Origin of the sequence: Fibrobacter sp. UWOV1 (assembly GCF_900142495.1) — a bacterium.
Classification (GTDB): Bacteria; Fibrobacterota; Fibrobacteria; order Fibrobacterales; family Fibrobacteraceae; genus Fibrobacter.
On the sequence record NZ_FRBA01000011.1, the window covers coordinates 60,705 to 83,237 of the forward strand.

Genomic DNA, 22,533 nt, shown 5'->3' on the forward strand with positions numbered 1-22,533 from the left:
AGCCCCTACTTAGCAAAAAGCTTAGACTGGTAACCGAGACACTGGAATCCGTTCGCGTTGACGATAGGAATCAGCGTGTTCGGAATGCGCAATTGCTTGCGAACCCAGAAGCAGATACTGGTCGTCATGCCGAGCTTTTGCGTGTAGGCCATCATCTTTTCGATGCTCTTGATGCACAAATCCCTTTCTGGAGCGGTACGGCCGCGTTGCTTGCGGTGGTCAGCATTATCGGGCTTGATATAAATCTCGTACAGTTCTCGTTCCAGGTTCTTATCGAAGTGTCCAAGCCACTGCCCCAGCATGGCAAGGTTTTCCATGCATGCTGTCAAGAATTCCGGCTTGTAATTGACGATTCCCGCCGCATGCAACTTGTCGAAAAAGTCCTTGATGTGTTCGTCGGTGAGGTAAGGCATCACGATAGGCTGGATCAATGCAGAATTTGCCTGAACGCCGCGTTCCTGGCAGAGCTTGACCGACTGCAAGCGTTCTTCGATCGGAGCAGCGTAAGGTTCCAGCAGGTCGCGGAATTCCTTGGGCATAATCGAGACACTCGTGTTGAACTGCATTTTGCCCTTGAGTTTTTCGAATAAGTCCAGAATGGTTTCGCCTTCGTACTCGTAAAGCAAATGCTTGGGGCCGGACTTTGACGCAATGAAGAGCCTGGCGTTGGAATCCGGATACTTTTCAAAGTGTGCGATGAATTCCTTGAGAATGCGGTGAGCTATTCCTGTCTGCACCGTCGGTTCTTGGAAGGCTTCCGTCTTGGGCGAGAAATAGTAATAATGGTTCCAGTTCTTGCCGCGGCTGATTTCGACAATCTTCGATTCGATTTCCTTCTTGCGTTCGGGAGCCTCTTCGATGGCAGTCGCCAAATCCTGCAGCAAGACATTCTTTTTATGGATATCTTCTTCGGTCACGGGGCGCGTCGGAGTGCCGTTCATTTCTTCCAGGAGTTTGCGCACATACAAGTGGTAATTTTCATACGCCACCAAGTGCTGTTCATGAACGCCATCGGTCACCAGGCAATACTGGCAGCCCACATTGCAACCGCGAATCGGGTTAATTTCAAAAGTAAGCGTGGGGCAACGGCCCGTGTAGTTGTGGATTTCCGTTTCGACCTTTTCCGGATCGATATTTTCGATTGTCAATTTCGAAACAGGAATGACCGTCCGCTTCTGGACTCGCTCCATAAAGAGTTTGGAGCCCTTGATAAGCCCTTGCAGGGTCGCTTCGGAGGGAACAGCCTTTACTCCGAGATTGCGGAGGTATTCGGCATCGACAATTTGGGGAACAAAACCTTCAAGGTTGTAAACATTTGTATCGTGAGAATAAAAGTTTTTCAAGTCCATGATAAAAATATACTTTGTTTAAACTCGCTAGACCACAAAGAAAGCCTGTAAATTCATCGATTTGCAAAAATATGTGTCCAATGCAACCAAATCTATTGAACACAATAATGCATATAGCCCCGATTTAATTACATTTCGCTTGATGTTTTCGCTCACCAAAATCGCACCATTCATCCTTGCCGGCATATGCCTGTGGTGTTTCGGATGTTCCTTCCCGGTGCGCACGGGCTACGACCGAAGCGTTGGCGACTACAAGAGCGTTCCACCGAGCGAAACGGCTTCTTCTAGACAAGAAACTCCGATTGAAGAGCCTGAGGCCACGGAGCAATCAACCGTTCCGCAGGATTCCTCCAAGCGCATGAACTCCGCCGAAAAAGCGCGTGCGGCCATTACCAAAAAAGAAGCCGCCAAGGCCGCCAGAAGGGCTGCCCCTCGCGGAGACTTGGAAAATTACGCCCGCGGATGGATGGGCGCCAAGTATGTGTATGGCAAGGCGACAAAGACAAAGACAGACTGTTCCGGATTCGTGATGCAAGTCTACAAGGGCTATTACAACATTGCGCTAGACCATAGTGCCTCCAAGATGTACAAGGACAGCCGCGGAAGATCAGTGAGCCGAGGCGGACTCAAGGAAGGCGACCTCGTGTTTTTCGGAAGCCTCTGGAAAATCGACCACGTGGGCATTTACCTGAACGGAGGCCGATTCATTCACGCAAGCACCAAGAACGGCGTGATGATTTCGCCCATGCAAGACAAGTATTGGGGCCACAAGTACCAAGGTGCGAGAAGGTTCAGGTAAATGACAAATGACTAATGTGTAATGTGAAATGAGTAATCACACATCTCACATCACATACTACACACCATTTACTATCTTTCTAAGCATGAAAAAAATTGCATTCCAGGGACGCAAGGGCGCTTATAGCGATTGCGCCGCACATTATCTGTTCGGTGAAGACATCGAAACTCTCCCGATGGACACTTTCGAAGAAATCTACCAGGCAATCGAAACCGGCGAAGCCGATGGTGGCGCGATTCCTATCGAAAACTCCACGGCAGGTTCCATCGAAGCGAACTACGATTTGCTCTACAAGTGGCGCCACCGCATTGTAGGCGAGGTCATGCTCCGCATCGAGCACACCTTGTGCGTGATGCCAGGCGTCAAGCTAGGCGACCTCAAGCGCGTTTATAGTCACCCGCAGGCTCTTGCACAGTGTTCCAAGTTCTTTGCCGAAAATCCGCAGATCAAGGCCGTACCCGCCTTCGATACCGCAGGCTCTGCCGAAGAACTCGCCGCCCGCAAGGCTAAAGACGAAGGAGCCATCGCTAGCGCCTACGCCGCAAAGATTTACAACTTGGACATTCTGAAGGCCGGCCTCGAAAACTTGAAGGGCACGAACTTCACGCGTTTTTACGGCATTCAAAAGGTTCCCGCCGCATTCAGCGGAACCGAAGGCGCCAAGACGACCATGCTGTTCGAACTCGCCGACAACAATGCAGTAGGCGCTCTTTACAACGCCCTCGGATGCTTTGCGAAGCGCGACATCAACTTGACCCGCTGCGAAAGCCGTCCGCACCCGGACAAGCCTTGGGAATACATTTTCCACGTATCTTTTGAAGCAAACGTGAATGAAGACCGCGCCCAGGCCGCTCTTGCCGAGCTCAAGAATTACACGAACAACATGTACATTCTGGGCACCTTCAAGAAAGGCGTGATTGAAACTTTGAAATACTAGGAGGCAGAATATGGCATACGAACGTACTGACAGAAAGTTTGACGAATACCGCAATTTAAAGATGACCACGGGCTTTATTTCGAGCGCCGACGGCTCTGTACTTATTGAAATGGGTCGTACCCGCGTTATCTGTAACGCAACACTCCTCCCGAAGGTTCCTGATTGGCTCGCCGGCAAAGGCACCGGCTGGATTACGGCAGAATACAGCCTGCTCCCGCAGAGTACAGGCAAGCGCGTGGAGCGCGAGCGCAAGGGCGCGAGCGGCCGCACTCAAGAAATCCAGCGCCTGGTGGGCCGCTCGTTGCGCGGCGCAGCCGACCTTTCCGCCCTCGGTGAAAACGCTATCGTGGTCGACTGCGACGTGATCGAAGCCGACGGTGGCACTCGTACCGCAAGCATTATCGGCGGCTTCGTGGCCCTTGCGCTCGCCCTCAAGAAAATCAAGGAACGCCTCGGTCTCACGCAGCAGATTCTGCAGCATGGCATTACGGCAATTTCTGTCGGCGTTGTTGCGGGCAAACCGCTTTGCGACCTCTGCTATGTGGAAGACTCCGCAGCCGATGTTGACATGAACGTGGTCATGCAAGACGCCAAGAACTTCATCGAAGTGCAAGGCACCGGAGAGCATGCAAGCTTTGACCGCAACATGCTCAACACGCTGCTTGACCTCGGCGAAAATGCCTGCAAGGACATCTACAAAAAGCAGATGGAACTGATCGGTGGCGAACTTCCGTAGTTAGTAGCGGATTTTGCCTTCGGCGACCTTGCGCAGGTGCTGTCCGTAAGGAGACTTTCCGTACTTGGCCGCAGATTCCAGGAGCTTATCCTTAGTAATCCAGCCGTTAATGTAGGCAATTTCTTCGACTGCGGAAATCTGGATGCCCTGACGGTTTTCCACCATCTTCACGAACTCGCCAGCTTCAATGAGGCTATCCATGGTTCCGGTATCGAGCCAGGCAAAACCGCGGCCTAAGAGCTTCACGTCGAGTTCACCCTTGTCCAGATACACGCGGTTCAAGTCCGTAATTTCAAGTTCACCACGGGCGCTCGGCTTCTGAGCCTTAGCGTATGCGGACACACGATTGTCGTAGAAATAGAGACCTGTAATCGCATAGTTGCTCTTGGGTTCCTTCGGCTTTTCTTCAACCGAAATCACCTTACCCGACTCATCGAATTCCACCACGCCAAAGCGTTCCGGGTCTTCGACGTAGTAACCGAACACGCTGGCGCGGCCATTCTGTTCGGCATTCTTCACGGCCGCCTTCAGGAGCGGGCTAAAGCCGTTACCGTAAAAGATGTTGTCACCGAGCACCATGGCGCAGCAATCGTTACCGATAAATTCTTCGCCAAGGATAAAGGCCTGGGCAAGACCATCCGGACTCGGTTGCACCTTGTAGCTCAAGTTCAGACCCATCGAAGAACCGTCGCCAAGCAGGCGTTCAAAGTTCGGCAAGTCCGTCGGAGTCGAAATAATGAGGATATCGCGAATGCCCGCAAGCATGAGCGTCGAAAGCGGGTAGTAAATCATGGGCTTGTCGTAAACAGGCAAGAGCTGCTTACTGGTCACCATGGTCAGCGGGTAAAGTCTGGTACCGGAGCCTCCGGCGAGCACGATTCCTTTCATTAGTATTTCCCGTACTTGTAGCCATACCCTTCAGTGCGGCTGTGTTCATACTTGTTGATTACGATCGACGCATGGGCACTGGAATTGCCCTTGAGAATCTGCGCCATGCCATCCTTGATTGCTTCGATAGAATGCTTGTTGTATTCGATCACCATCACGATCTGTGCGGCAACGCGACAAGCGAGGGCCGCATCGGTCACCAGCATAATCGGCGGAGTATCGACAATTACAAGGTCATAATCTTTCTTGAACTGTTCAATCAATTCTGCATAGTGCTTAGAACCCAGCAGTTCAGCCGGATTGTTGGGAACATTGCCACACGGCATTACATACAGGTTTTCGACTTCAGTCTTATGGATGACGTCTTCAGCCTTCACTTCGCGCAACAGCACCTGGGAAAGGCCATTGCCACGCTTGATGCCGAATTCCTTGTGGAGTCGTCCCTTACGAAGGTCCGCATCGATTAGCAACACACTCTTGCCAAGACCGGCAAACAAAGCAGCCAGGTTCACCGAGACAAAACTCTTGCCTACGCCCGGAATAAGTCCGCTCACGCCCACCACGGAGCCGCCCTCGTCCATCATGGAGAATTCCAGAGAAGAGCGAAGAGCACGCAGCGATTCCACGGCGACATCGTCGGGTTCCACCACAGCCAAGGGCCTTGTTCCCTTGGTTCCCTTGGGGTTGCCCTTAGGCACCTTGGCGTAAACGGTATAGCCCGTTTCCTTTTCGATGAACGAAGCACTCTTCACGCCACTGCTGAACTTCGACTTGATCGACACCAACATGGCGCCTAACAAGAATCCGAGGAATAGGGCCATGCAAAGAATCACGCGCTTCTTGGGTTTCGCAGGCTTGGTCACCTGTTCTGCAAAGTCCACGACACGTACAGAGCCCACTTCGCCGGCAGACACCAGGCGCAATTGCTGGATATTGTTCAGCAAGGAGGTGTACATGACCTTGGTCAATTCCACTTCGTTCTGGAGTTTAAGCACTTCTTGCTGGGTTGCAGGCAGTTTCTTCACTTCACTGGAAGTACCAGCCAGTTCGCGACGCAAGGCATTTTCCTGATCTTCCAGAGTCTTTACCGTCGGGTGTTCGGAATGGAACAGGCGAATAGCTTCCTGCTTTTTCTGCTGCAGAGAAAGAATATCTTGTTGCAGTCTCATACGGCGCTGGAGTACCAACTGAGTTTCTGCATTAATATCGACAGAACCCACTTGATTGCGGTAGGTATTCAAGTTCAAGAGAGACGAATCCATCTGGGCCTTGACATCGGGCAGCTGCTTTTCGAGGAATTCCAAAGTTTTTTGAGCTTCGGCGTTGCGTTCTTCCACATTCTGGCGCAAGTAAGAAGAAGCCACCTCGTTCAAGATCTCAACGGCGCGGTCTGCATAAATATCCTGGTACGAAAATTCAAGAATACCAGTCTTCTTGCCCTTTTCCTTGACATCGAAAGCAGATCGGAACTGTTCAATGGCATCCAGACGTTTCAGCTTGGACACGGCAAAGCGCTGTCCTTCGCGAACCTCGGCCTTGAAAATGCCGAACGCAGCCGAATCACCTGCATACGCAAAATGATACGTCTGGCCCACCGCCCCCGAAAGCACCAGGCTATCCTTATAGTCATAAAGATCAAAGTTACCCAAGGAATCCTTCATTTCAAGGAACCAGGGTTCATCACGGAAATCGGACGGAAGCAAATCCTTATTGTAGCTAAAATTCATCAGGTCAACGCGACCTTCCTTATGCAGCAAGCGGTCCAGCTTGTTCAAAGGTTCGGCAACCAGGTCAAGGCGCATCTTTTCAACGGCCGAGCCCATCACCTGACGGCTCTTAATGAGTTCCATTTCTGTTTCAGCCGGGCTATTGGTCGCAAAAAGATTTCCAAGTCCGCCCACCAAGCCTGCACTCTTGTTGTTCTTCGCTTCAATCTGCAGCAAGGCATCTACCTGAAAAACCGGCCGGATCCACTGGGCGACAAATGCGCCAACCGCACCTGCCAAAAGAATGCAAGGTACCATAATGTACCAGTTCTTAGCAAGTTCCTTCAAAAATTCACCAAGGTCGGTTTCTTCTTTTTTCTTTGTTGCCATAAATGGATTCCTTCAGACTCAATACGCCTACAATTTAGAAAAACAGACTTCGCCACAAATATCTATCTTTGGCTTTATGAGTGAAAACGCCCGCAAAACATTGAAAGAATTCTTGCCCCAAACCCCATTTAACGCCGGCGAAGGCGCCGAGACCCTGTTGGATGCGTTCATGGCATGGGCGGAATCCCGCGGCACAACGCTCTACCCCGCTCAAGAAGAAGCGATTCTTGAACTTTTGGACGGCAAAAACGTCATCTTGAACACGCCCACGGGCTCCGGAAAATCCATGGTGGCCCTGGCCCTCCATTTTGACAGTTTGGCACATGGGCGCCGCAGCGTTTACACCTGCCCCATCAAGGCTCTGGTGAACGAAAAGTGGATGGCACTCTGCAAGGAATTCGGCGCCGAGAATGTGGGACTTTCGACAGGAGATGCGACCGTCAACCATGACGCTCCTATCCTTTGTTGTACCGCCGAAATCTTGAGTAACATGGCGCTAAGTGAAGGCGAGCAGCTTACGATTACCGATGTGGTGATGGACGAATTCCACTACTATTCCGACAAGGAACGCGGAGTCGCCTGGCAGGTACCGCTATTGACTCTACCGCAGTCCAGATTTTTGCTCATGAGCGCAACCGTCGGCGCCACCGAATTTTTCGAACGCGACATGACGAAGCATACGGGCCGCGAGTCGGTGACGGTACGTTCGTCACAGCGCCCAGTTCCGCTCGATTTCAGCTATTCCGAAACCGAGATTTCGAATACGGTGCAAAAGCTTGTGTCTAGCGGCAAGGCGCCCGTTTACGTGGTGCATTTTACGCAAGCGGCCGCGGCGACCAATGCGCAGAATTTCATGAGCCTGGACCTGTGTACTAAAGAAGAAAAGCAAGCGATTAACGACGCCATCAAGGAAGTCCGTTTCAGCAGTCCTTACGGCCCTGAAGTCAAGCGCTGGCTCAAGCAAGGAATTGGCCTGCATCACGCAGGACTTTTGCCTAAGTACCGCATCCTCTGTGAAAAGTTGGCCCAAAAAGGTTTGCTCAAGGTCATTTGCGGAACGGATACACTGGGCGTGGGCGTAAACGTGCCCATTCGAACGGTGCTCTTCACGCAGCTTTGCAAGTACAGCGGCGACAAGACGGCGATCCTGACCGCCCGCGACTTCCACCAGATTGCAGGTCGCGCCGGCCGTAAAGGTTTCGACGACATCGGCTACGTGGTAGCGCAGGCTCCCGAACATGTGATCGAGAACCTGAAACTGGAAGCCAAAACCAAGCAGACCGGCAAAAAATTCCAGAAAAAGAAACCGCCCGAACACGGCTACGTCCCTTTTGACGAAAGCACCTACAAGCGCCTCATTGCCGCCTCGCCAGAGCCGCTCACATCGAGTTTTCAGGTGAGTCACGGAATGCTCCTGAACATTCTGAGCCGCCCCACGGACGGCTGCACCGCCATGCGCAACCTGCTCAAGGATTGCCACGAAAGTATCGCAAGCAAAAAGAAATTGCAACACCGCGCTTTTCAGCTTTTCAAGAGCCTCGTCAAGAAGAATATCATTGAATTTGTGACACCGATTGCGCCCGGCTACAGCAAGCTCCGCGTCAACATGGACTTGCAAGACGACTTTTCCATGAACCAGCCGCTTTCGCTGTACCTGATCGATACGCTTCCGAAACTGGACCGCGAAAGCCCCGAATACGCGCTCGATGTCATTACTTTGTGCGAAAGCATTGTGGAAAACCCGGATGCAATCCTTCGCATTCAGCAGAACAAGGCGCGTAACGCCCGCCTCGACGAGCTCAAAGCACAGGGTATGGAATTCAACCAGCGCATGGAAGAAATTGAGAAGGTGGAATATCCCAAGCCGCTTCGCGATTTCATTTACGACACCTTCAACGCCTTTGCCGAAGAACACCCTTGGGTCGACGTGAATATCGAACCCAAGAGCATCGTGCGCGAAATGTTCGAAAATTTCAGCACCTTTAGCGGCTACGTAAAGCAGTATGGATTGCAGCGCATGGAAGCAATTCTACTCCGACATATCAACGGCGTTTACAAGGTGCTCACCCAAACCGTTCCCGACGGCTACAAGAACGAAGAACTCCTCGACATGCAAGACTACCTCGGCGACATGATTCGTCGCACCGACTCGAGCCTGCTCGAAGAATGGGAAAAGATGGCCCACCCCGAAGACTACCAGAAGCGTCTGGAAGCTGCCGGCGCCACGGAACTCGAGACCGCCTTCGGGGCCGACAAGGTGGCCGCCGACATCACCTACGACAAGAAGCATTTTATTGTCATGGTGCGCCAGCGCATATTCCAGCTCATGTCGGCGCTACAGAAGCAGGCCTACGGCGATGTGCTCGACATGCTCGCCGATGACCTCGCCGAAGGGCAGATGCTCGTGGACGGCGACGGAAAGCCTTGGACCGAAAACGGCCTCATGGAAATCATGGCCGCCTATACCGCAGAACACCACAAGTTCCGTCTCGATGTCGAAGGCCGCTCGTTGCACCATACGATTATCACCTACGAAGGTGATATCATGCACGTGCAGCAGATGCTGCAAGACGAAGAAGACTTTAACGACTGGAGCATCGATTTCGATGTGAATCTTGCCGAATGCCGCGACGCGGGCATGCCGCTCCTTAAAATGATTCGCATCGGTGAAGCGTAGAGAGCTTGAAAAGACTATTTTGCCCTTTCCCATGCAGCTTTATCTGTTACGAACTCAGTTCCTTGCCAGCCGGTTAGTATGGTTCCGCCACCTCCGTCGCCAATCCATACCACGACATCCCTGGACAATGGTTTGTGGTCGCTTGTAAATTTGGTCCACTTCACTTTGATGTGTTGCGCACCAACATATTTTCCTTTTGCCTTCAACGCTTTACTCTTAAATATTGGCGGAACCCAAGCATCGCAATCCCAAGTACATTTTGAAAATTTTGATGAAAAGTTTATTCCGGCAGCATCAAGGACATCCCTGTAAAAACCGGTATCGTACATGGCTCTTGTAATATCACCCGCATAATACCGGGAAAATCCATCTTTGTTTAAATCTACATTCAAATCCAGTCGCAATAAGGACATCCCTCTTTTATCTGCTAATTGACGTCCAAGACTCTTGTCGCCACCGTCTCCAGTAAAACCAGATGTAGATTGCGCTGATGATACGGCATCGCCACCACTACCTTCCAGTTCGTAAAGTCCTCGCTCAAATGCATTCTTGATGTAAAACAATTTCATCAAGTCCATCTTTTCTTTAGTTCTTTCGATGTAACCGGTCAATTGTGGCAATGCAACTCCTGACAAGAGGTTGATTATCACGATAACCACCATCAACTCGATGATGGTGAAACCGCGTTTACTCCTCCCCTTTTTTCTGTTTTCAATATCCATAACACCTTCTTTTTTTTAAAATATAAACAAATCTTTACAATGCAGCAATTTTTGTAGTTATTTTGTAACTAGATTGCGCCAGGATTTTCCGTAGGTTGTGGTTTTTCTCTATTCCAAATTGGAATAGAAAAGTCAACAGCTCGGTAGCCAATTTACTTGATTTTAATCCCACAAAGAACGCACCCCCGAAGGGGTGCGCTAATCATTCCAAGGAGCTTTAGGATGATTATTTTTCAATTCCGGGCTTCAATGTATACACGTATTCCATGTGGTTTCCGAAAACCATGTACTTGGCATCGGCATAAACACCTTCGTTTTTAAGCTTGAATGCTGCCGTCGTATAGCAACCACAGCCTTCACCCGGGGGCAATTTCACCGATTCATCTTTGCTTATTTTAGGTTTCACAAAGAGCGTGTCATTCGAAACAAAAACATTCACGCTAGAAACATATTCATCGCAACTGAACGAAGTCTCCATGACAAGGACTGCGTCACCTTCGTCTTCGTACTTTAGGGCAAGAGGAATTGATCCGTTTTCTGTCGTCTCCGAATAATCATTCCATCCGGCAACATCGATATATTTATAGCTCAAAAGAGATTCATCGTCAACAGAGCCGCTCCTGCACTTACCAATCACATCAGTCGTGTGCTGGTGCGGTTCAGACTCGTCAAATTCCGGCGCATCGGGAATTGCCGGTTCCTCGATTTCGGGCCTTTCAGGCGCCGGCTCAGACGTTATCTCGAAGACATCGCCAGAATACTTGAAATACTTGGCATCGGCATCGCTTGACTTAATGCTGAACAGGTGATCCTTGATGCACATGCAGTTTGTCACGGCGGCTTCTTCCAGATTGAACCAGATTTCCAAGGTATCGCCCAATCGCTTAGACTTGAAATCGGCCATAATGTCGCAGTAATCATTCAATTCAGGAACCAAGATTTGATTGTTTCCCGTTGAATCTTCAACTAGGTACGCTTTATCCAATTCATCGGAGCCCGCTTTTTTGTATAAAACGCCCAAGCCGTTATCAAGGCATTTACTAGCCATCTGCAGGTCAACACGATTGGATCCTGTCAAAGCATGATTACCGTTAGAATTCGACGAAGAATCATCGCTACACGCCAAGAGCGCAAGCGAAATTGCGGACACCCCAATAAGGATCTTTTTCATGTAAACCTCCAACACAATTTAATATAAATTAACACTATCCTAAAAACAAGCCTTTCTGCCCATTTTTTTCATTTTTTGCAAAAAACGATGATACGAATCACTAAAAATGGGGCGTTACGGGGGTGGAACCCCCGTTGGAAAGGGTAGCCCAAGCGCGGCTTGGGCGAGGGGAAGGCTTTCCCCCATTGAACCTTACTTTTTTGTAACATAGATGCATTTTTCACCCCATTTTCTGTTTACTGCCTACTGTCTACTGCCTACTTTTTTTATCTTTGCACCCGCAAAAATTTAAAAGGACACAAACCATGAACTACAATCCTTTAGCACAGGCTCTCAACGCCGAACTTTCTGCCAACGGCTGCAAAGTTCTCGACATGCTCTCTGAACAGGGCAAGGCGATTTTCTTCCCCCGCAAGGGAATCCTCGGCCAAGGCGCCGAAGCCAAGGGCTCCGAGATCAACGCTACGATTGGCACCGCCCTCGAAGACGACGGCTCTCCGCTCGTGCTGGATTGCGTCCTCAAGTCCCTGAATCTGCCCAAGCAGTCCTTCCTGTACGCCCCGAGCTTCGGTAACCCGGACCTCCGCAAGGAATGGAAGAAGCAGGTCATCATCAAGAACCCGACGCTTGCAAACAAGAACTTCAGCACGCCGGTCGTGACCTGCGCCTTGACGCATGCCATCAGCTGCGCCGGCTACCTGTTCCTCGACGCCGGTGACGAAGTGATTATCCCGGACCTGTACTGGGACAACTACGAGCTCGTGTTCGAAAACGCCCGCGGCGCAAAGATCAAGACCTTCAACACCTTCAAGAACGGCGGTTTCGATACCGAAGCCTTGAAGGCCGCTTTGGAAAACAGCAAGGGCGACAAGAAGGTCGTGCTCCTGAACTTCCCGAACAACCCGACCGGCTACACCGCTACCGAAACGGAAGCGGTTGAAATCGCCAAGATCCTCACCGAATGCGCCGCCAAGGGCAACAAGGTGGTGGCTCTCCTCGACGACGCTTACTTCGGACTGGTGTACGAAGAAGGCGTGACCAAGGAATCCCTGTTCGTGAAGCTCGTGGACGCTCACGAAAACCTCCTCGCCGTCAAGCTCGACGGCCCGACCAAGGAAGACTACGTATGGGGCTTCCGCGTGGGCTTCATGAGCTTTGGCTTCAAGGGTGCAACCGAAGCCCAGCTCAAGGCCATGGAAGACAAGGCCGCCGGTACCGTCCGTGGCAACATTTCCAATGCCCCGAGCATCAGCCAGAAGATCCTGTTCGCCGCTTACCAGAGCGAAGAATACGCCAAGCAGAAGGCTGAAAAGTACGCTACCTTGAAGAAGCGCTACGACATCATCAAGGAAGTCTTGGCCGCCCATCCGGAATACAAGGAAGCCTTCGACCCGATGCCGTGCAACAGCGGTTACTTTATGTGCATCAAGCCGAAGGGCGTCGACGCAGAACAGCTCCGCGAAAAACTCATCAAGGACTACAGCACCGGTACGATTATGCTTTCTGGCTTGATCCGCCTCGCATTCTCCGCCGTGCCGACCGAAAAGCTTCCCAAGCTGTTTGACAATATCTATAATTGCATCATGGGAATGAAATCGTAGATTTCATTCTAAATTCAGAATTATGATTTCGGATTTCGGAGTTGTTAATAAGGCGGCTACGCCGCGACTATTTAAGTTCTGAACTCTGAATTCCGAACTCTTAATTAATCACCTGGAGGATACATGTCCGACAACGCCATTTTAAGTTACAACGGAAAGAGCATCGAGCTCCCTGTTGTTGAAGGTGCTGAAAACGAACACGGTCTCGACATCTGCAAGCTCCGCAAGGAAACCGGCCTGGTGACCTTGGATTACGGCTACCTGAACACCGGTAGCACCCGAAGCGCCATCACTTACGTGGACGGCGAACACGGAATCCTGCGTTACCGCGGCTACAGTATCGAAGACCTTGCCGAAAAGGCAACCTTCCCCGAAACCGCTTGGCTTCTGATTTACGGTGAACTGCCGACACAGCAGCAGCTCGCGCGATTCCGTACGTTGTTGACCGAAAACGCCCTCCTCCACGAAAACCTTCTGCACTTCTTTAGGCAGATGCCGCCGAGTGCCCACCCGATGGGTATTCTGAGCTCCATCGTGAACGCCGTGGGCCTGTTTACGCCGCGTTTCTACGACGACGAAAACATCGCCGACGTGTTCGACCTGACGACCGCGAGCCTGATTTCGAAAATCCGCACGATCGCCGCCTTCTCTTACAAGGCAAGCATCGGTGAACCGTTCGTGTACCCCGAAGCGGAACGCAGCTACTGCAGCAACTTCCTGAACATGATGTTCAGCAGCAAGGCGCGTTCCTACCACCCCGATCCGATCATGGAAAAGGCGCTGAACACGCTTCTGATTGTTCACGCCGACCACGAGCAGAACTGCTCTACGTCTACGGTGCGTATGGTGGGGAGCTCTCATGCTAACTTGTACGCAAGTATTTGCGCAGGCATTTGCGCCCTGTGGGGCCCGCTCCATGGCGGTGCAAACCAGGCCGTGCTCGAAACGCTCCTGCGCATTCAGCAGAGCGGCATGACCATTGACCAGGTGATGGACAAGGCCAAGGACAAAAACGATCCGTTCCGTCTTTCCGGTTTCGGTCACCGCGTCTACAAGAGCTACGATCCGCGCGCGAAGGTCTTGAAGAAGCTCATGTACCAGGTGTTCGAACGCGAACATTTCCACGACCCGCTGCTGGACATCGCGCTCAAGCTCGAAGAAGCCGCCCTCAAGGACGACTACTTCATCGAACGCAAGCTCTACCCGAACGTGGACTTCTACTCGGGCATTCTCTACCGCGCCATGGGCATTCCGACGAACATGCTTACGGTGATGTTCGCCATCGGCCGACTTCCCGGCTGGATTGCCCACTGGAAGGAAATGCATGACGATCCGAATTCGAAAATCAACCGTCCGCGCCAGATTTACACGGGCCACACCGCCCGCCCCTGGATCGACCGCGACAAAAGGTAAAAGACCGTTCGCGCCCAAATAAAGCAATTAAAAAGCCGCCGGAACTTCCGGCGGCTTTTGTTGCAAGGTCTATCAATTGGTGCGATTAATGACTTTCGGGCGACCGCTCTGCAGCTTCATCAGCAAATCAGCGACCTCGTTCCAATGATCCAGAACCACCTTGCCAATGGCAGGGTCGTACATCACGCCCAGGTTCTTTTCGATTTCATTGCGGCAGTAATCCAACGACAAAGCATCGCGATAGACGCGCTTGCTCGTCATGGCGTCAATGGAGTCCGCAATTGCAATAATTCGGGCGCCGATAGGAATTTCTTCGCCCTTCAGGCCTTCGGGGTAACCGCGACCATCGTAACGTTCATGGTGATGCAATACTATCTGCACCAGTTCGTGGGTGTAGTTGGACTGCATCAGAATCTTGGCGCCAATCACCGGGTGCTGCTTAATGATTGAGAATTCATCATCCGTCAGCTTACCAGGCTTGCCAAGAACACTGTCGCTAATACCCATCTTGCCGATATCGTGCAAATGTGCGGCATGGGTAATCAACGAGACAGAAGCTTCCGAAAGGCCAAGTAACCTTGCAATCTGTTCAGAGAACGCCTTCACGCGGTCCGAATGATGCGCCGTATAGGAATCCTTCGCTTCTTCCACCGTAATCAAGCAAGAAATCAAGTCCTTGAGATTCTGGTTCTCGTTATTTTCTACCGGTTTGTGGTAACGCACCTTGTCGCGGTACATATTCAAGTCGGCTTCCATCTTCCAGTCACTAATGGACTTGCGAACGCCAGAATCGCTACGCAGGCGGCTTTCGCCCACTGCAATGGACAAGTGGTACAAAGCGTCCTTGTTGTATTCTTCGATGCATTTCTGCAGGTTGCTATACAGCACGAACAAGGAATCCAGCGGAGCGCGCGTCACCACGGCAAATTCGTCACCGCCAATTCTGAAGCAGTTTCCGGTTGCACCGTAAGCACTCTTGATAGCGTTACCCGCAGCCACAATCAAGGCGTCACCCGCCTGATGACCAAAGGTGTCGTTTGCGTACTTCAAACCGTTCACGTCCATCAACACCATGGTCCAGGTACCTGCCTCGGAATCCTCCTGGCCAATCGTCTTAAGAAGTTCGTCAAAGGCAAGCCTGTTTTCAAGACCAGTCAATGCGTCGGTCGTCGCGACATCCTGCAAGTGTTCGTTCATCACGCGCAGCTTGCTGTTAATCTGTTCCAGTTCAAAAGAAGTTTCGCGAATGAAGGTCGCCATACGGGCCGCAAGCGGCAAACGCGAAGCCATCCCCTCTTGGATATCTTCTACAGGTGCATGTTCATGCTTTACCGCAGGACCTTCACGCATCGAGGCAAATACGAGCGTAATGTTGTGCTGGTTCAAGTGGCCCTTTTCACGTAGGAACTCGCCATGCGAGAAAAATCCGGTGCTAGAAGCCAAGCCCTTGAACGGAGAAATTTCGTAAGTTGGTTCATGCTGGGACCAGAACGCCTTTCGGGCCGCGCAAGAGAAGATATGCTGCACTTCGGGAGCAAACTTTTCGCACGCTTCACTTTCAGCCTTAATCTTTTCCACAATCAATTGCGGTTCACCATACGACAACCGGACAATGGACCCCTCGTCAATATCCGAAGACATGGAGAGCGAACCATCCGGATTACTCGCGCCAGCCGCACGCACAATCGAAACGCCATTATGCTCGTAAAGCATAGGGAATTCAAGCGCGTTGTAGAAGAAATTGCTGTCATTTTTGATGTTCAGGTACTTGTTATAAATTTCGTAGGCCGGAACGCCGCCCAGTTCATAAAGGATATTGCCCTCCGAACGGGTCACGTGGAAGTTACGTCCAATGGGTTTCCAGCCGCTAATCTTGCGAGATTCAATATAAAGATCGTCACCGCCGTAGAACACGACCAAAAGACCGGACTTCGTATAGCCACCCACCGACGAGAACACGCAGGAATTCGGGCTCGTAATATCGGGAGAACAAACAATACCGCCAAAAACCTGAATGTTCGGAGCAAGGCTGTCAAGCCCTTCGCAAAGTGCCGTCGTCGAGAAGGGCGAAATGCAGTGATAAATTTCTACAGCCTTGACCCAAGGATCCTTGTCGGCTTCAGCCACGATCTGGCCTGCAATGCCACCGACAGACTCCCTGGAAAAGTCGTACTGAAAAACCTTGAACTTGCTGGTGGGCTTTTCAAAAATGATTGCAGACACAGAAATGTCGACCGTCTGCTCGCAATCCACAATATTTCCGCTGGTTGAGTTACCGAACCACGGAGTCTCGGGGAACACGCGTTCAAGAATGTCCCAAACGGGCTTCAATTTTTCGGGATCCAATATTGTCGAGTGAATTTGGAAACACATTTTCGGCGAGCCATGTTCCTTGCACCACTTGCTAAACAAGAATAGCTCGTTTTCGAAAGCTACCGCATCCTTATAGGCAAATATTTTGTTCTTCATATTTTTCCCTTCTTAAGAACAACTTGACATTAATATATATAAGAAAAAAGGGAATTTTACAAACAGGCTCCCTAAAACACCCCTAAAAAGCGACCTTAAAGTAGTCCAAATTGGAATAATTTGGAGGTAAAAAAAGGAAAAACGAAAAAAATCCTTGTTTGCAATGCAGACAAGGATTTCGCTTTATTCACAATAAGGAAAAATTACTTTTTCTTCGCCGTAAGAGTCTTTGTAGCCTTCAGATTAGCCTTTGCAGCGAGCTTCGTATCGGCAGTCTGAGCAAGGGTTACGGCCTTTTCAATTTGCTTGAAGTCGGCAGCCCTAAACAACTCGCGATCCATTCTATAGCCCACAAGGGAGCCGCCACGTTTTACAGGTTTGAGGTGTTCAAAGGCCCATCTTTCAACGATAATCCCTTTCGTTCCGTCAAAAGAGAGGACCTTGCTGCCTTTCGCCGTAGCTTTTGCAACAGTCTTTGCGGCAACCGCTTTTGTTTCAATTTTTGTAGCCATTGTATTTTCCTTTTTTTAGGGTTAGAGAGTTAAAAGAAATATCCCTGAGAACGACGTTTTTCAAGAACCTCGTCACAAATCGCCGTCAAGATTCGTTCATGAGTGCACACTTCAGGAGACACACCATAAATCGATCCTGTTGTATAAAAAGACGTACATCCACATTCATGCGCGGAACAGCGATATTTAATCGCACAGTTCTTGCATTCAGGTTTATCATTTTCTAGAAAATGGCACAAGTCTTTGGCGACGGGGCCAGAAAACATTTCAAGTCCATTTTCCAAGACATTGCCCAAAACATACTTCGCATCAGGTGCGCTTGTTACAAACCGACTACAAGGAAACACATTTCCATTCGCAGCGACACCAAATCCACCTTTGGAAATGGAACAGGACTGTTCCTTTTGTCTAGTATTCAGAACATCATATGTAATTTTATCCTGAATCGTTCCTAAATAAAAATCTTTTCCGGCATTTCTGAAATCAAACCAGAACATGGCCATTTTTTGATATTCCAAAGCTAGAGCATCTAAATCTTCGCCAGTCCATTTGCCATCATAATCCACCGCGGTCGACATTCCCCTAAAGCCTTGTTCAAACACCCACTTAACGGAGTCAGCCAATCCCCGCACATGTTTGCGAGTCACCACCGACAAAACGGTTGCATCCATATCGACCAATCTTGGAATATACGGAGCGATATCTTTAAAACAGCCTTTTCCATTAATTTTGACTCTAGAGATGTCATGTTTTTTTTCCGGTCCATCTAACGACAAATATATTTGAAATTTTTCTTTTTGAAAAAAGTCCAAAAGGTCATTGGAAAAAAGCGTGCCATTCGTATTCACCGCAAAGTGCATTTCAAAATTTTGGGGCAACTTTGCACGTTCAGATTCAACCATCATTTTTGCAAATTCAACACCTTTGCAAATGGCATCAACACGTAAAAGAGGTTCACCACCAAAAAAGGTGATATTAAAAAATTCATGTTTTAACTTAATGGTTCTCTCTAAAGCTAATTTTATCGATTTTTCAAGAATTTCATCGCTCATTTCAAGTTCGCGATTCACTTGGCTTGATTTATAATAGCAATAGTTACAACGTAAATTACACTTTTCCGTCAAGCTTAGCAATAAATTCATATTTCACCCTCATCATCAGCATTTAACAAATTAAATAAATTCAAACAAAATAATTACTTTTTTCAACACACAAAGTAAACATTTTACAATGAAAGTATAATTTGTATGATAACAAGCAGACACTTTAAAATTCTTGTAATACAAACACTATCTATTTACACTACTCAAAACATTGCAATGTTTACATAAAAAAACCGTCCCCATCGAGGACGGTTTTTCACAACGAATTAAGCAAGAATTTTTTTAGTCTACACCCTTCGCCTGAACCACCTTTCCCAGCGGTTCAAACGAATGACCCTTGACATCAAAGGGCAGGCGATCTTCGCGAATCGTCATTTTCACGAACATGTTTACCGCTGCCGAAACAGTAATTCCAACGGAATCACAGAAAGTTTCAAACTTTTTCTTTGTTTCGTCTTCCATTCTTACGCTTACTATTGCCATAGTTCTTTCCCTTCAAAAAGCTTTTTTAACAATAGTTTATTTTTTTCACGTTGTCAAATTTGCAACGATTATTTTTTTCATACAAAATAACATTCGTTTCGCAATAAATTTTGCATACACACTCAATTGTCATACATTGTCAATACAGATTCTTTTTCACATCTTTCTTTTTCACAAAAAAAACCGCTTTTTTAACAAAAGCAGTTTATCTAAAAAATTTCATATAAAAATTATTTACCTTCCGGCAAACTGGTCGCCAAACTTCAATTCGGTTTCTTTGGCTCCATTCAGATTTATCAAGCGATTCGGATCAAAGCACATTGATTTCACAACACCATTTCTCAACACCTCAAGGCGCTCAAAAAATTCTTGCGGAGTCTGCGCAGTAAGCAGGGTCTGTCGCACACGCATACCGACTTCGTCACCACATCCTTCTTGGCAAAATCCCTTGCAGAGTCTTGCGCCCAACTGTTTCAGGCGGCCTAGCGCCCCCATTTCAGTAGAGCCGTCTTCAAGTTTGAACTTGTAGTAAAGCGGGAACACGTCGAGAGCTTCCATCGCAGTAATTTCATGTGCGGGCTTACCTTCCCAGGCATCGGCAATCTGTCCGAAAATCCACGGGTTGTGCATGGCGCCGCGGCCAATCGACACGCCCGACACGCCATAGGTTTCAATGCGCTCGCGGGCTACGGCCACACTGTTCACGTCGCCGTTGCCAATCACGGGAATCTTGGCCGCGGCCGCGACCTTGCCAATCCATTCCCAGTTGGCAAGGCCGTTGTACCCCTGCAAGCGGGTACGGCCATGCACCGTGAGCATCTCGACGCCTTCGCCCTCGGCAATCGCAAGCGTTTCCATCACGTTAATGCTCTGGTCATCCCAGCCGATTCGGCACTTGAGCGTCAGCGGGATATCAACACTCGAAGAATCCAGCGCGGACTTAACATCGTGCAAGATTTCTTGCAAGCGCGGCAGGTCGCGCAAAAGTCCAGACCCGCTTCCCTTCCCCGCCACCTTCGGTGCCGGGCAGCCCGCATTCACCTCGATAAACTCCGGATGAAGGTTTTCGGCTATCTTTTTAGCGGCAGCGGCCATCTTGTCAGGGAACCGCCCAAAAATTTGGACACCAAAGGGGCGTTCTTCAGGGAAGAACTTCAGTTGCTTGTGGCCATCCAGGCAAAAAATGGCATCTCCATCCGTCGGGACGAATTCCGACACCAAAAGGCCCATGCGATTTCCCGAAAGAACCCGGCAAAGTCTACGGAAGGGAGCATCCGTTACCCCGTCCATGGGGCTGAGGATAGTGTTCGGAAACACGTCCAAATTTCTAAGCCTGAAACTTTTCAACATTTTAACCACAATTATCCACAAATAGTCCGCAACTAGAGCCCGAAAAAATTATTTAATTTGAATATAACCCGTACGCTAACTCATTGATAAACCTATATTTAAGCCGTGGCAAATATAACTAAACAAGCACTGATTCAAGAAATCGCCAAGTCCACCGGATTTGTGCGCAACGATATTAAGACCGTTATCGAGCAGTTCCTCGACCTTTTGGGCGAAAAACTGATCGAAGGCAACACCATCGAGATCCGTGGTTTCGGCACTTTCAGCTGCAAGCCGCGTAAGGCTCGCCCGGCCCGCAACCCCCGCACCGGCGAAACAGTCCTTATCGAAGAACGCATGGTCCCTTCCTTCAAGTTCAGCAACGACATCAAGGACAAGATCAACAGTCTCGAAGCCCTGGTCGAAGGCGTGAACGCCAAACTCGAAGCCGAAGACCGCGACGTCGTGATTTCTGCCCAGCCGCAAGTTCAGGCTGACGAAGAAGCCTAACCCATTTCGCCACAGAAAGTTTTAAAGCCCCGACATTGTTCGAGGCTTTTTAATTTTAAGCCGAGCCGCTAAGTCAGTGAGGCGACTTCTTCTGCCGTCAGGTAGCGCCACCCGCCCTTGCCAAGAGTCTGGTCCAGCACCACCGGGCCGATGGCTTCGCGCTTAAGCGTAAGCACATGATTGCCTACAGCGGCAAACATACGGCGGACCTGATGGTACAGTCCTTCGCCAATCGAAATCAGCACAGAATCGCCATCAACCGAAAGTCCACGCGCAAGCACGGGGCGGCGTTCGTCTTTCAGCATCACGCCGCGCAACAGTTCCGCCTTCTGCTCTTCGGTAAACGGGCGCGCCAACGTCACGCGGTACTGCTTCAGGTAACCCTTCTTGGGGCTTTCGACCTTGTGGATAAAATCGCCCTGGTTCGAGAACAGCAACAGGCCCGAAGAGTCCGCATCCAGACGGCCCACCGTCTGGATTCCCATCGCGGTAAAACGGTCCGGCAAAAGTTCAAACACCGACTGGTGGTCGCGGGCGTTATGACTGCATTCCACGTCCAGTGGTTTGTCCATCATGATGTAGAGTTTTTCGATTGTCGGGACTTCTTCTCCGTTCACCGTAATCGATTCCGGACGTTCCTTGAATTCCACAAACGGATCGTCAAGAACCTCGCCATTCAGTTCCACCATGCCCATACGCACTAGTGCACGCGCGTCCTTGCGCGATCCAAAGCCGATAGAAGCAAGCAGTCTATCCAAAGTCAAAGCAGGCATCAGTCATCCTCCGACATCATTTTCACAATCTTGCTGCGGATAAAGCCAAGTTCCGGGAGTTCGCCCGTCTTAAGAATCTTGGCGCGGCGACGCCAGAACGTAAACGCCACAATGCCGCCATAGAAAAGAATTGCCAAAATCAAACCCAACACACGGCAAACATTTATCGATGCCCGCAAATGGCCTTCGGCATGCGGTTCATGGTCTCGCGTCCAGTCCATGCGGAAGTCCCAAGCGCCAATGTAAGGGAAACTCTTGAGGACTCCGTTCAACGCCGCGGCGTAGCCCATGTTCTCGTATTCCTGAAAGCGGATGCCTTCTACAAAGCAATCGGCAAAGCGCATTCTGAACAACTTAAACAAAGCGGACAACGCATGGCGTACAGCCCACCAGGCGCGAGTATCGAATTCAGGAGTCAGCAAAAGCGTCCAGAATTCTACATCCGTCAGCGAGCGCTTTTCTTCTTTCTCTTCTTCCGCCGATTCATTCACCGGTGCTTTTTCTTCCGCCGGATTTTTTTCTTGCAATTTTTTTTCTGAAGATTTCTCGTCCGACGGTTTTTTACCCGACAATTCCGGTTCTTCTTTTTCTTCAACCGATTGCGGCTCTTCCTTTTTTTCGGCAGGCTTTACCGGCTCGGTTGTCTTTGCAGGCTCCGCCGTTTTTTCCGGTTCACGCGTACTTTCCGGTTCGGACTTTTGCTCTACCTTCGGTGACTCCTTCGATTCCATAGGTTTTTCCGGAGCCTTTGCGACTTCTTCATCTACAGAGGCGGAACAATCCTCTTCCTCGGACTGTTCCTTCTTGCCAAACTTCTTTTCGTAAGTATATACGTGCTTCTTGAAAAAGCGAACGCAAACCGTTACGCCTTTAAAATCTGCCGAAAAGTCAATCCAGAATATAAACGGAAAGAACAGGGCGACAAGCGCCAAAGCACAAAGTACACCCCAGAACCAAATCAAGGT

The 22,533-nt window shown here is 49.9% G+C and carries 19 protein-coding genes; 7 read left to right on the forward strand and 12 right to left on the reverse strand.

Annotated features, from left to right (window positions below):
* Positions 1 to 5: 5 nt before the first annotated feature.
* Positions 6 to 1,343: a radical SAM family protein gene (locus BUC02_RS13265; protein ID WP_163415053.1), complete on the reverse strand. Its 1,338-nt coding sequence runs from the start codon at positions 1,341 to 1,343 to the stop codon at positions 6 to 8.
* Between the two features lie 148 nt (positions 1,344 to 1,491).
* Between BUC02_RS13265 and BUC02_RS13270 the strand changes: the two genes are divergently transcribed.
* From BUC02_RS13270 to rph, 3 genes are all read left to right on the forward strand, one after another.
* Positions 1,492 to 2,148 (forward strand): C40 family peptidase, encoded by a 657-nt coding sequence (locus tag BUC02_RS13270; protein ID WP_175549871.1) that lies wholly within the window; start codon positions 1,492 to 1,494, stop codon positions 2,146 to 2,148.
* 85 nt (positions 2,149 to 2,233) lie between these two features.
* Positions 2,234 to 3,085 carry a prephenate dehydratase gene (locus BUC02_RS13275; protein ID WP_073323289.1) on the forward strand — a complete coding sequence of 284 codons (852 nt, stop codon included), beginning with the start codon at positions 2,234 to 2,236 and terminating at the stop codon, positions 3,083 to 3,085.
* Between the two features lie 10 nt (positions 3,086 to 3,095).
* On the forward strand, positions 3,096 to 3,821 hold the full coding sequence (gene rph, locus BUC02_RS13280) for a ribonuclease PH (RefSeq protein ID WP_073323291.1): 726 nt from the start codon (positions 3,096 to 3,098) through the stop codon (positions 3,819 to 3,821).
* On the opposite strand, the gene rfbA is transcribed toward rph, so the two are convergent.
* Positions 3,822 to 4,709 (reverse strand): glucose-1-phosphate thymidylyltransferase RfbA, encoded by an 888-nt coding sequence (gene rfbA, locus BUC02_RS13285; RefSeq protein WP_073323293.1) that lies wholly within the window; start codon positions 4,707 to 4,709, stop codon positions 3,822 to 3,824. It lies immediately after the preceding gene.
* The gene (locus BUC02_RS13290; protein ID WP_073323295.1) at positions 4,709 to 6,805 is read right to left on the reverse strand and encodes a polysaccharide biosynthesis tyrosine autokinase; all 2,097 of its coding nucleotides are present in this window, start codon (positions 6,803 to 6,805) and stop codon (positions 4,709 to 4,711) included. The genes rfbA and BUC02_RS13290 overlap by 1 nt, the downstream gene beginning before the upstream one ends.
* A 76-nt stretch (positions 6,806 to 6,881) precedes the next feature.
* On the opposite strand from BUC02_RS13290, the gene BUC02_RS13295 reads away from it, so the two are divergent.
* Positions 6,882 to 9,482: a DEAD/DEAH box helicase gene (locus BUC02_RS13295; protein WP_073323297.1), complete on the forward strand. Its 2,601-nt coding sequence runs from the start codon at positions 6,882 to 6,884 to the stop codon at positions 9,480 to 9,482.
* A 14-nt stretch (positions 9,483 to 9,496) separates the two neighbouring features.
* Here BUC02_RS13295 and BUC02_RS13300 read toward each other — a convergent pair whose 3' ends face one another.
* Together BUC02_RS13300 and BUC02_RS13305 are read right to left on the reverse strand one after the other, a co-directional pair.
* Positions 9,497 to 10,204 (reverse strand): type II secretion system protein, encoded by a 708-nt coding sequence (locus tag BUC02_RS13300; protein ID WP_073323299.1) that lies wholly within the window; start codon positions 10,202 to 10,204, stop codon positions 9,497 to 9,499.
* Positions 10,205 to 10,430: 226 nt separating this feature from the next.
* Positions 10,431 to 11,375 carry a hypothetical protein gene (locus tag BUC02_RS13305; RefSeq protein WP_073323301.1) on the reverse strand — a complete coding sequence of 315 codons (945 nt, stop codon included), beginning with the start codon at positions 11,373 to 11,375 and terminating at the stop codon, positions 10,431 to 10,433.
* Positions 11,376 to 11,680: 305 nt separating this feature from the next.
* On the opposite strand from BUC02_RS13305, the gene BUC02_RS13310 reads away from it, so the two are divergent.
* Entirely contained in the window at positions 11,681 to 12,976 is a 1,296-nt protein-coding gene (locus tag BUC02_RS13310; RefSeq protein WP_073323303.1) for an aminotransferase class I/II-fold pyridoxal phosphate-dependent enzyme, read from the forward strand.
* A 123-nt stretch (positions 12,977 to 13,099) separates the two neighbouring features.
* Positions 13,100 to 14,389 (forward strand): citrate synthase, encoded by a 1,290-nt coding sequence (locus BUC02_RS13315; protein ID WP_073323304.1) that lies wholly within the window; start codon positions 13,100 to 13,102, stop codon positions 14,387 to 14,389.
* A gap of 72 nt (positions 14,390 to 14,461) precedes the next feature.
* Here the strand turns inward: BUC02_RS13315 and BUC02_RS13320 are convergent, their stop codons facing one another.
* The 5 genes from BUC02_RS13320 to BUC02_RS13340 form a co-directional block, all read right to left on the reverse strand.
* A complete protein-coding gene (locus tag BUC02_RS13320) occupies positions 14,462 to 16,858 on the reverse strand; it encodes an HD domain-containing phosphohydrolase (RefSeq protein ID WP_073323306.1) in 2,397 nt (798 codons plus the stop codon).
* A 203-nt stretch (positions 16,859 to 17,061) separates the two neighbouring features.
* The gene (locus tag BUC02_RS13325; RefSeq protein WP_073323308.1) at positions 17,062 to 17,370 is read right to left on the reverse strand and encodes a hypothetical protein; all 309 of its coding nucleotides are present in this window, start codon (positions 17,368 to 17,370) and stop codon (positions 17,062 to 17,064) included.
* 29 nt (positions 17,371 to 17,399) lie between these two features.
* Positions 17,400 to 18,512: a radical SAM/SPASM domain-containing protein gene (locus BUC02_RS13330; RefSeq protein WP_073323310.1), complete on the reverse strand. Its 1,113-nt coding sequence runs from the start codon at positions 18,510 to 18,512 to the stop codon at positions 17,400 to 17,402.
* A gap of 243 nt (positions 18,513 to 18,755) precedes the next feature.
* The gene (locus BUC02_RS13335; RefSeq protein ID WP_073323312.1) at positions 18,756 to 18,956 is read right to left on the reverse strand and encodes a type II toxin-antitoxin system RelB/DinJ family antitoxin; all 201 of its coding nucleotides are present in this window, start codon (positions 18,954 to 18,956) and stop codon (positions 18,756 to 18,758) included.
* A gap of 234 nt (positions 18,957 to 19,190) precedes the next feature.
* Positions 19,191 to 20,273, reverse strand: coding sequence for a tRNA dihydrouridine synthase (locus BUC02_RS13340; RefSeq protein WP_254794228.1), 1,083 nt, complete (start codon positions 20,271 to 20,273; stop codon positions 19,191 to 19,193).
* 138 nt (positions 20,274 to 20,411) lie between these two features.
* Here BUC02_RS13340 and BUC02_RS13345 point away from each other — a divergent pair, with 138 nt between their 5' ends.
* Entirely contained in the window at positions 20,412 to 20,795 is a 384-nt protein-coding gene (locus BUC02_RS13345) for an HU family DNA-binding protein (RefSeq protein ID WP_073323316.1), read from the forward strand.
* 68 nt (positions 20,796 to 20,863) lie between these two features.
* Here BUC02_RS13345 and BUC02_RS13350 read toward each other — a convergent pair whose 3' ends face one another.
* A complete protein-coding gene (locus tag BUC02_RS13350; protein WP_083564602.1) occupies positions 20,864 to 21,568 on the reverse strand; it encodes a pseudouridine synthase in 705 nt (234 codons plus the stop codon).
* Entirely contained in the window at positions 21,568 to 22,530 is a 963-nt protein-coding gene (locus BUC02_RS13355; RefSeq protein ID WP_073323318.1) for a hypothetical protein, read from the reverse strand. Before BUC02_RS13355 ends, BUC02_RS13350 begins: the two co-directional genes overlap by 1 nt.
* Positions 22,531 to 22,533: the final 3 nt, after the last annotated feature.

Excerpts from the sequence above, each read along its gene's own strand:
- BUC02_RS13270 (WP_175549871.1), top strand. The coding sequence starts at position 1,492 with ATGTTTTCGCTCACCAAAATCGCACCATTCATCCTTGCCGGCATATGC.
- BUC02_RS13275 (WP_073323289.1), top strand. The coding sequence starts at position 2,234 with ATGAAAAAAATTGCATTCCAGGGACGCAAGGGCGCTTATAGCGATTGC.
- rph (WP_073323291.1), top strand. The coding sequence starts at position 3,096 with ATGGCATACGAACGTACTGACAGAAAGTTTGACGAATACCGCAATTTA.
- rfbA (WP_073323293.1), bottom strand. The coding sequence starts at position 4,709 with ATGAAAGGAATCGTGCTCGCCGGAGGCTCCGGTACCAGACTTTACCCG.
- BUC02_RS13290 (WP_073323295.1), bottom strand. The coding sequence starts at position 6,805 with ATGGCAACAAAGAAAAAAGAAGAAACCGACCTTGGTGAATTTTTGAAG.
- BUC02_RS13295 (WP_073323297.1), top strand. The coding sequence starts at position 6,882 with ATGAGTGAAAACGCCCGCAAAACATTGAAAGAATTCTTGCCCCAAACC.
- BUC02_RS13300 (WP_073323299.1), bottom strand. The coding sequence starts at position 10,204 with ATGGATATTGAAAACAGAAAAAAGGGGAGGAGTAAACGCGGTTTCACC.
- BUC02_RS13305 (WP_073323301.1), bottom strand. The coding sequence starts at position 11,375 with ATGAAAAAGATCCTTATTGGGGTGTCCGCAATTTCGCTTGCGCTCTTG.
- BUC02_RS13310 (WP_073323303.1), top strand. The coding sequence starts at position 11,681 with ATGAACTACAATCCTTTAGCACAGGCTCTCAACGCCGAACTTTCTGCC.
- BUC02_RS13315 (WP_073323304.1), top strand. The coding sequence starts at position 13,100 with ATGTCCGACAACGCCATTTTAAGTTACAACGGAAAGAGCATCGAGCTC.
- BUC02_RS13320 (WP_073323306.1), bottom strand. The coding sequence starts at position 16,858 with ATGAAGAACAAAATATTTGCCTATAAGGATGCGGTAGCTTTCGAAAAC.
- BUC02_RS13325 (WP_073323308.1), bottom strand. The coding sequence starts at position 17,370 with ATGGCTACAAAAATTGAAACAAAAGCGGTTGCCGCAAAGACTGTTGCA.
- BUC02_RS13330 (WP_073323310.1), bottom strand. The coding sequence starts at position 18,512 with ATGAATTTATTGCTAAGCTTGACGGAAAAGTGTAATTTACGTTGTAAC.
- BUC02_RS13335 (WP_073323312.1), bottom strand. The coding sequence starts at position 18,956 with ATGGCAATAGTAAGCGTAAGAATGGAAGACGAAACAAAGAAAAAGTTT.
- BUC02_RS13350 (WP_083564602.1), bottom strand. The coding sequence starts at position 21,568 with ATGCCTGCTTTGACTTTGGATAGACTGCTTGCTTCTATCGGCTTTGGA.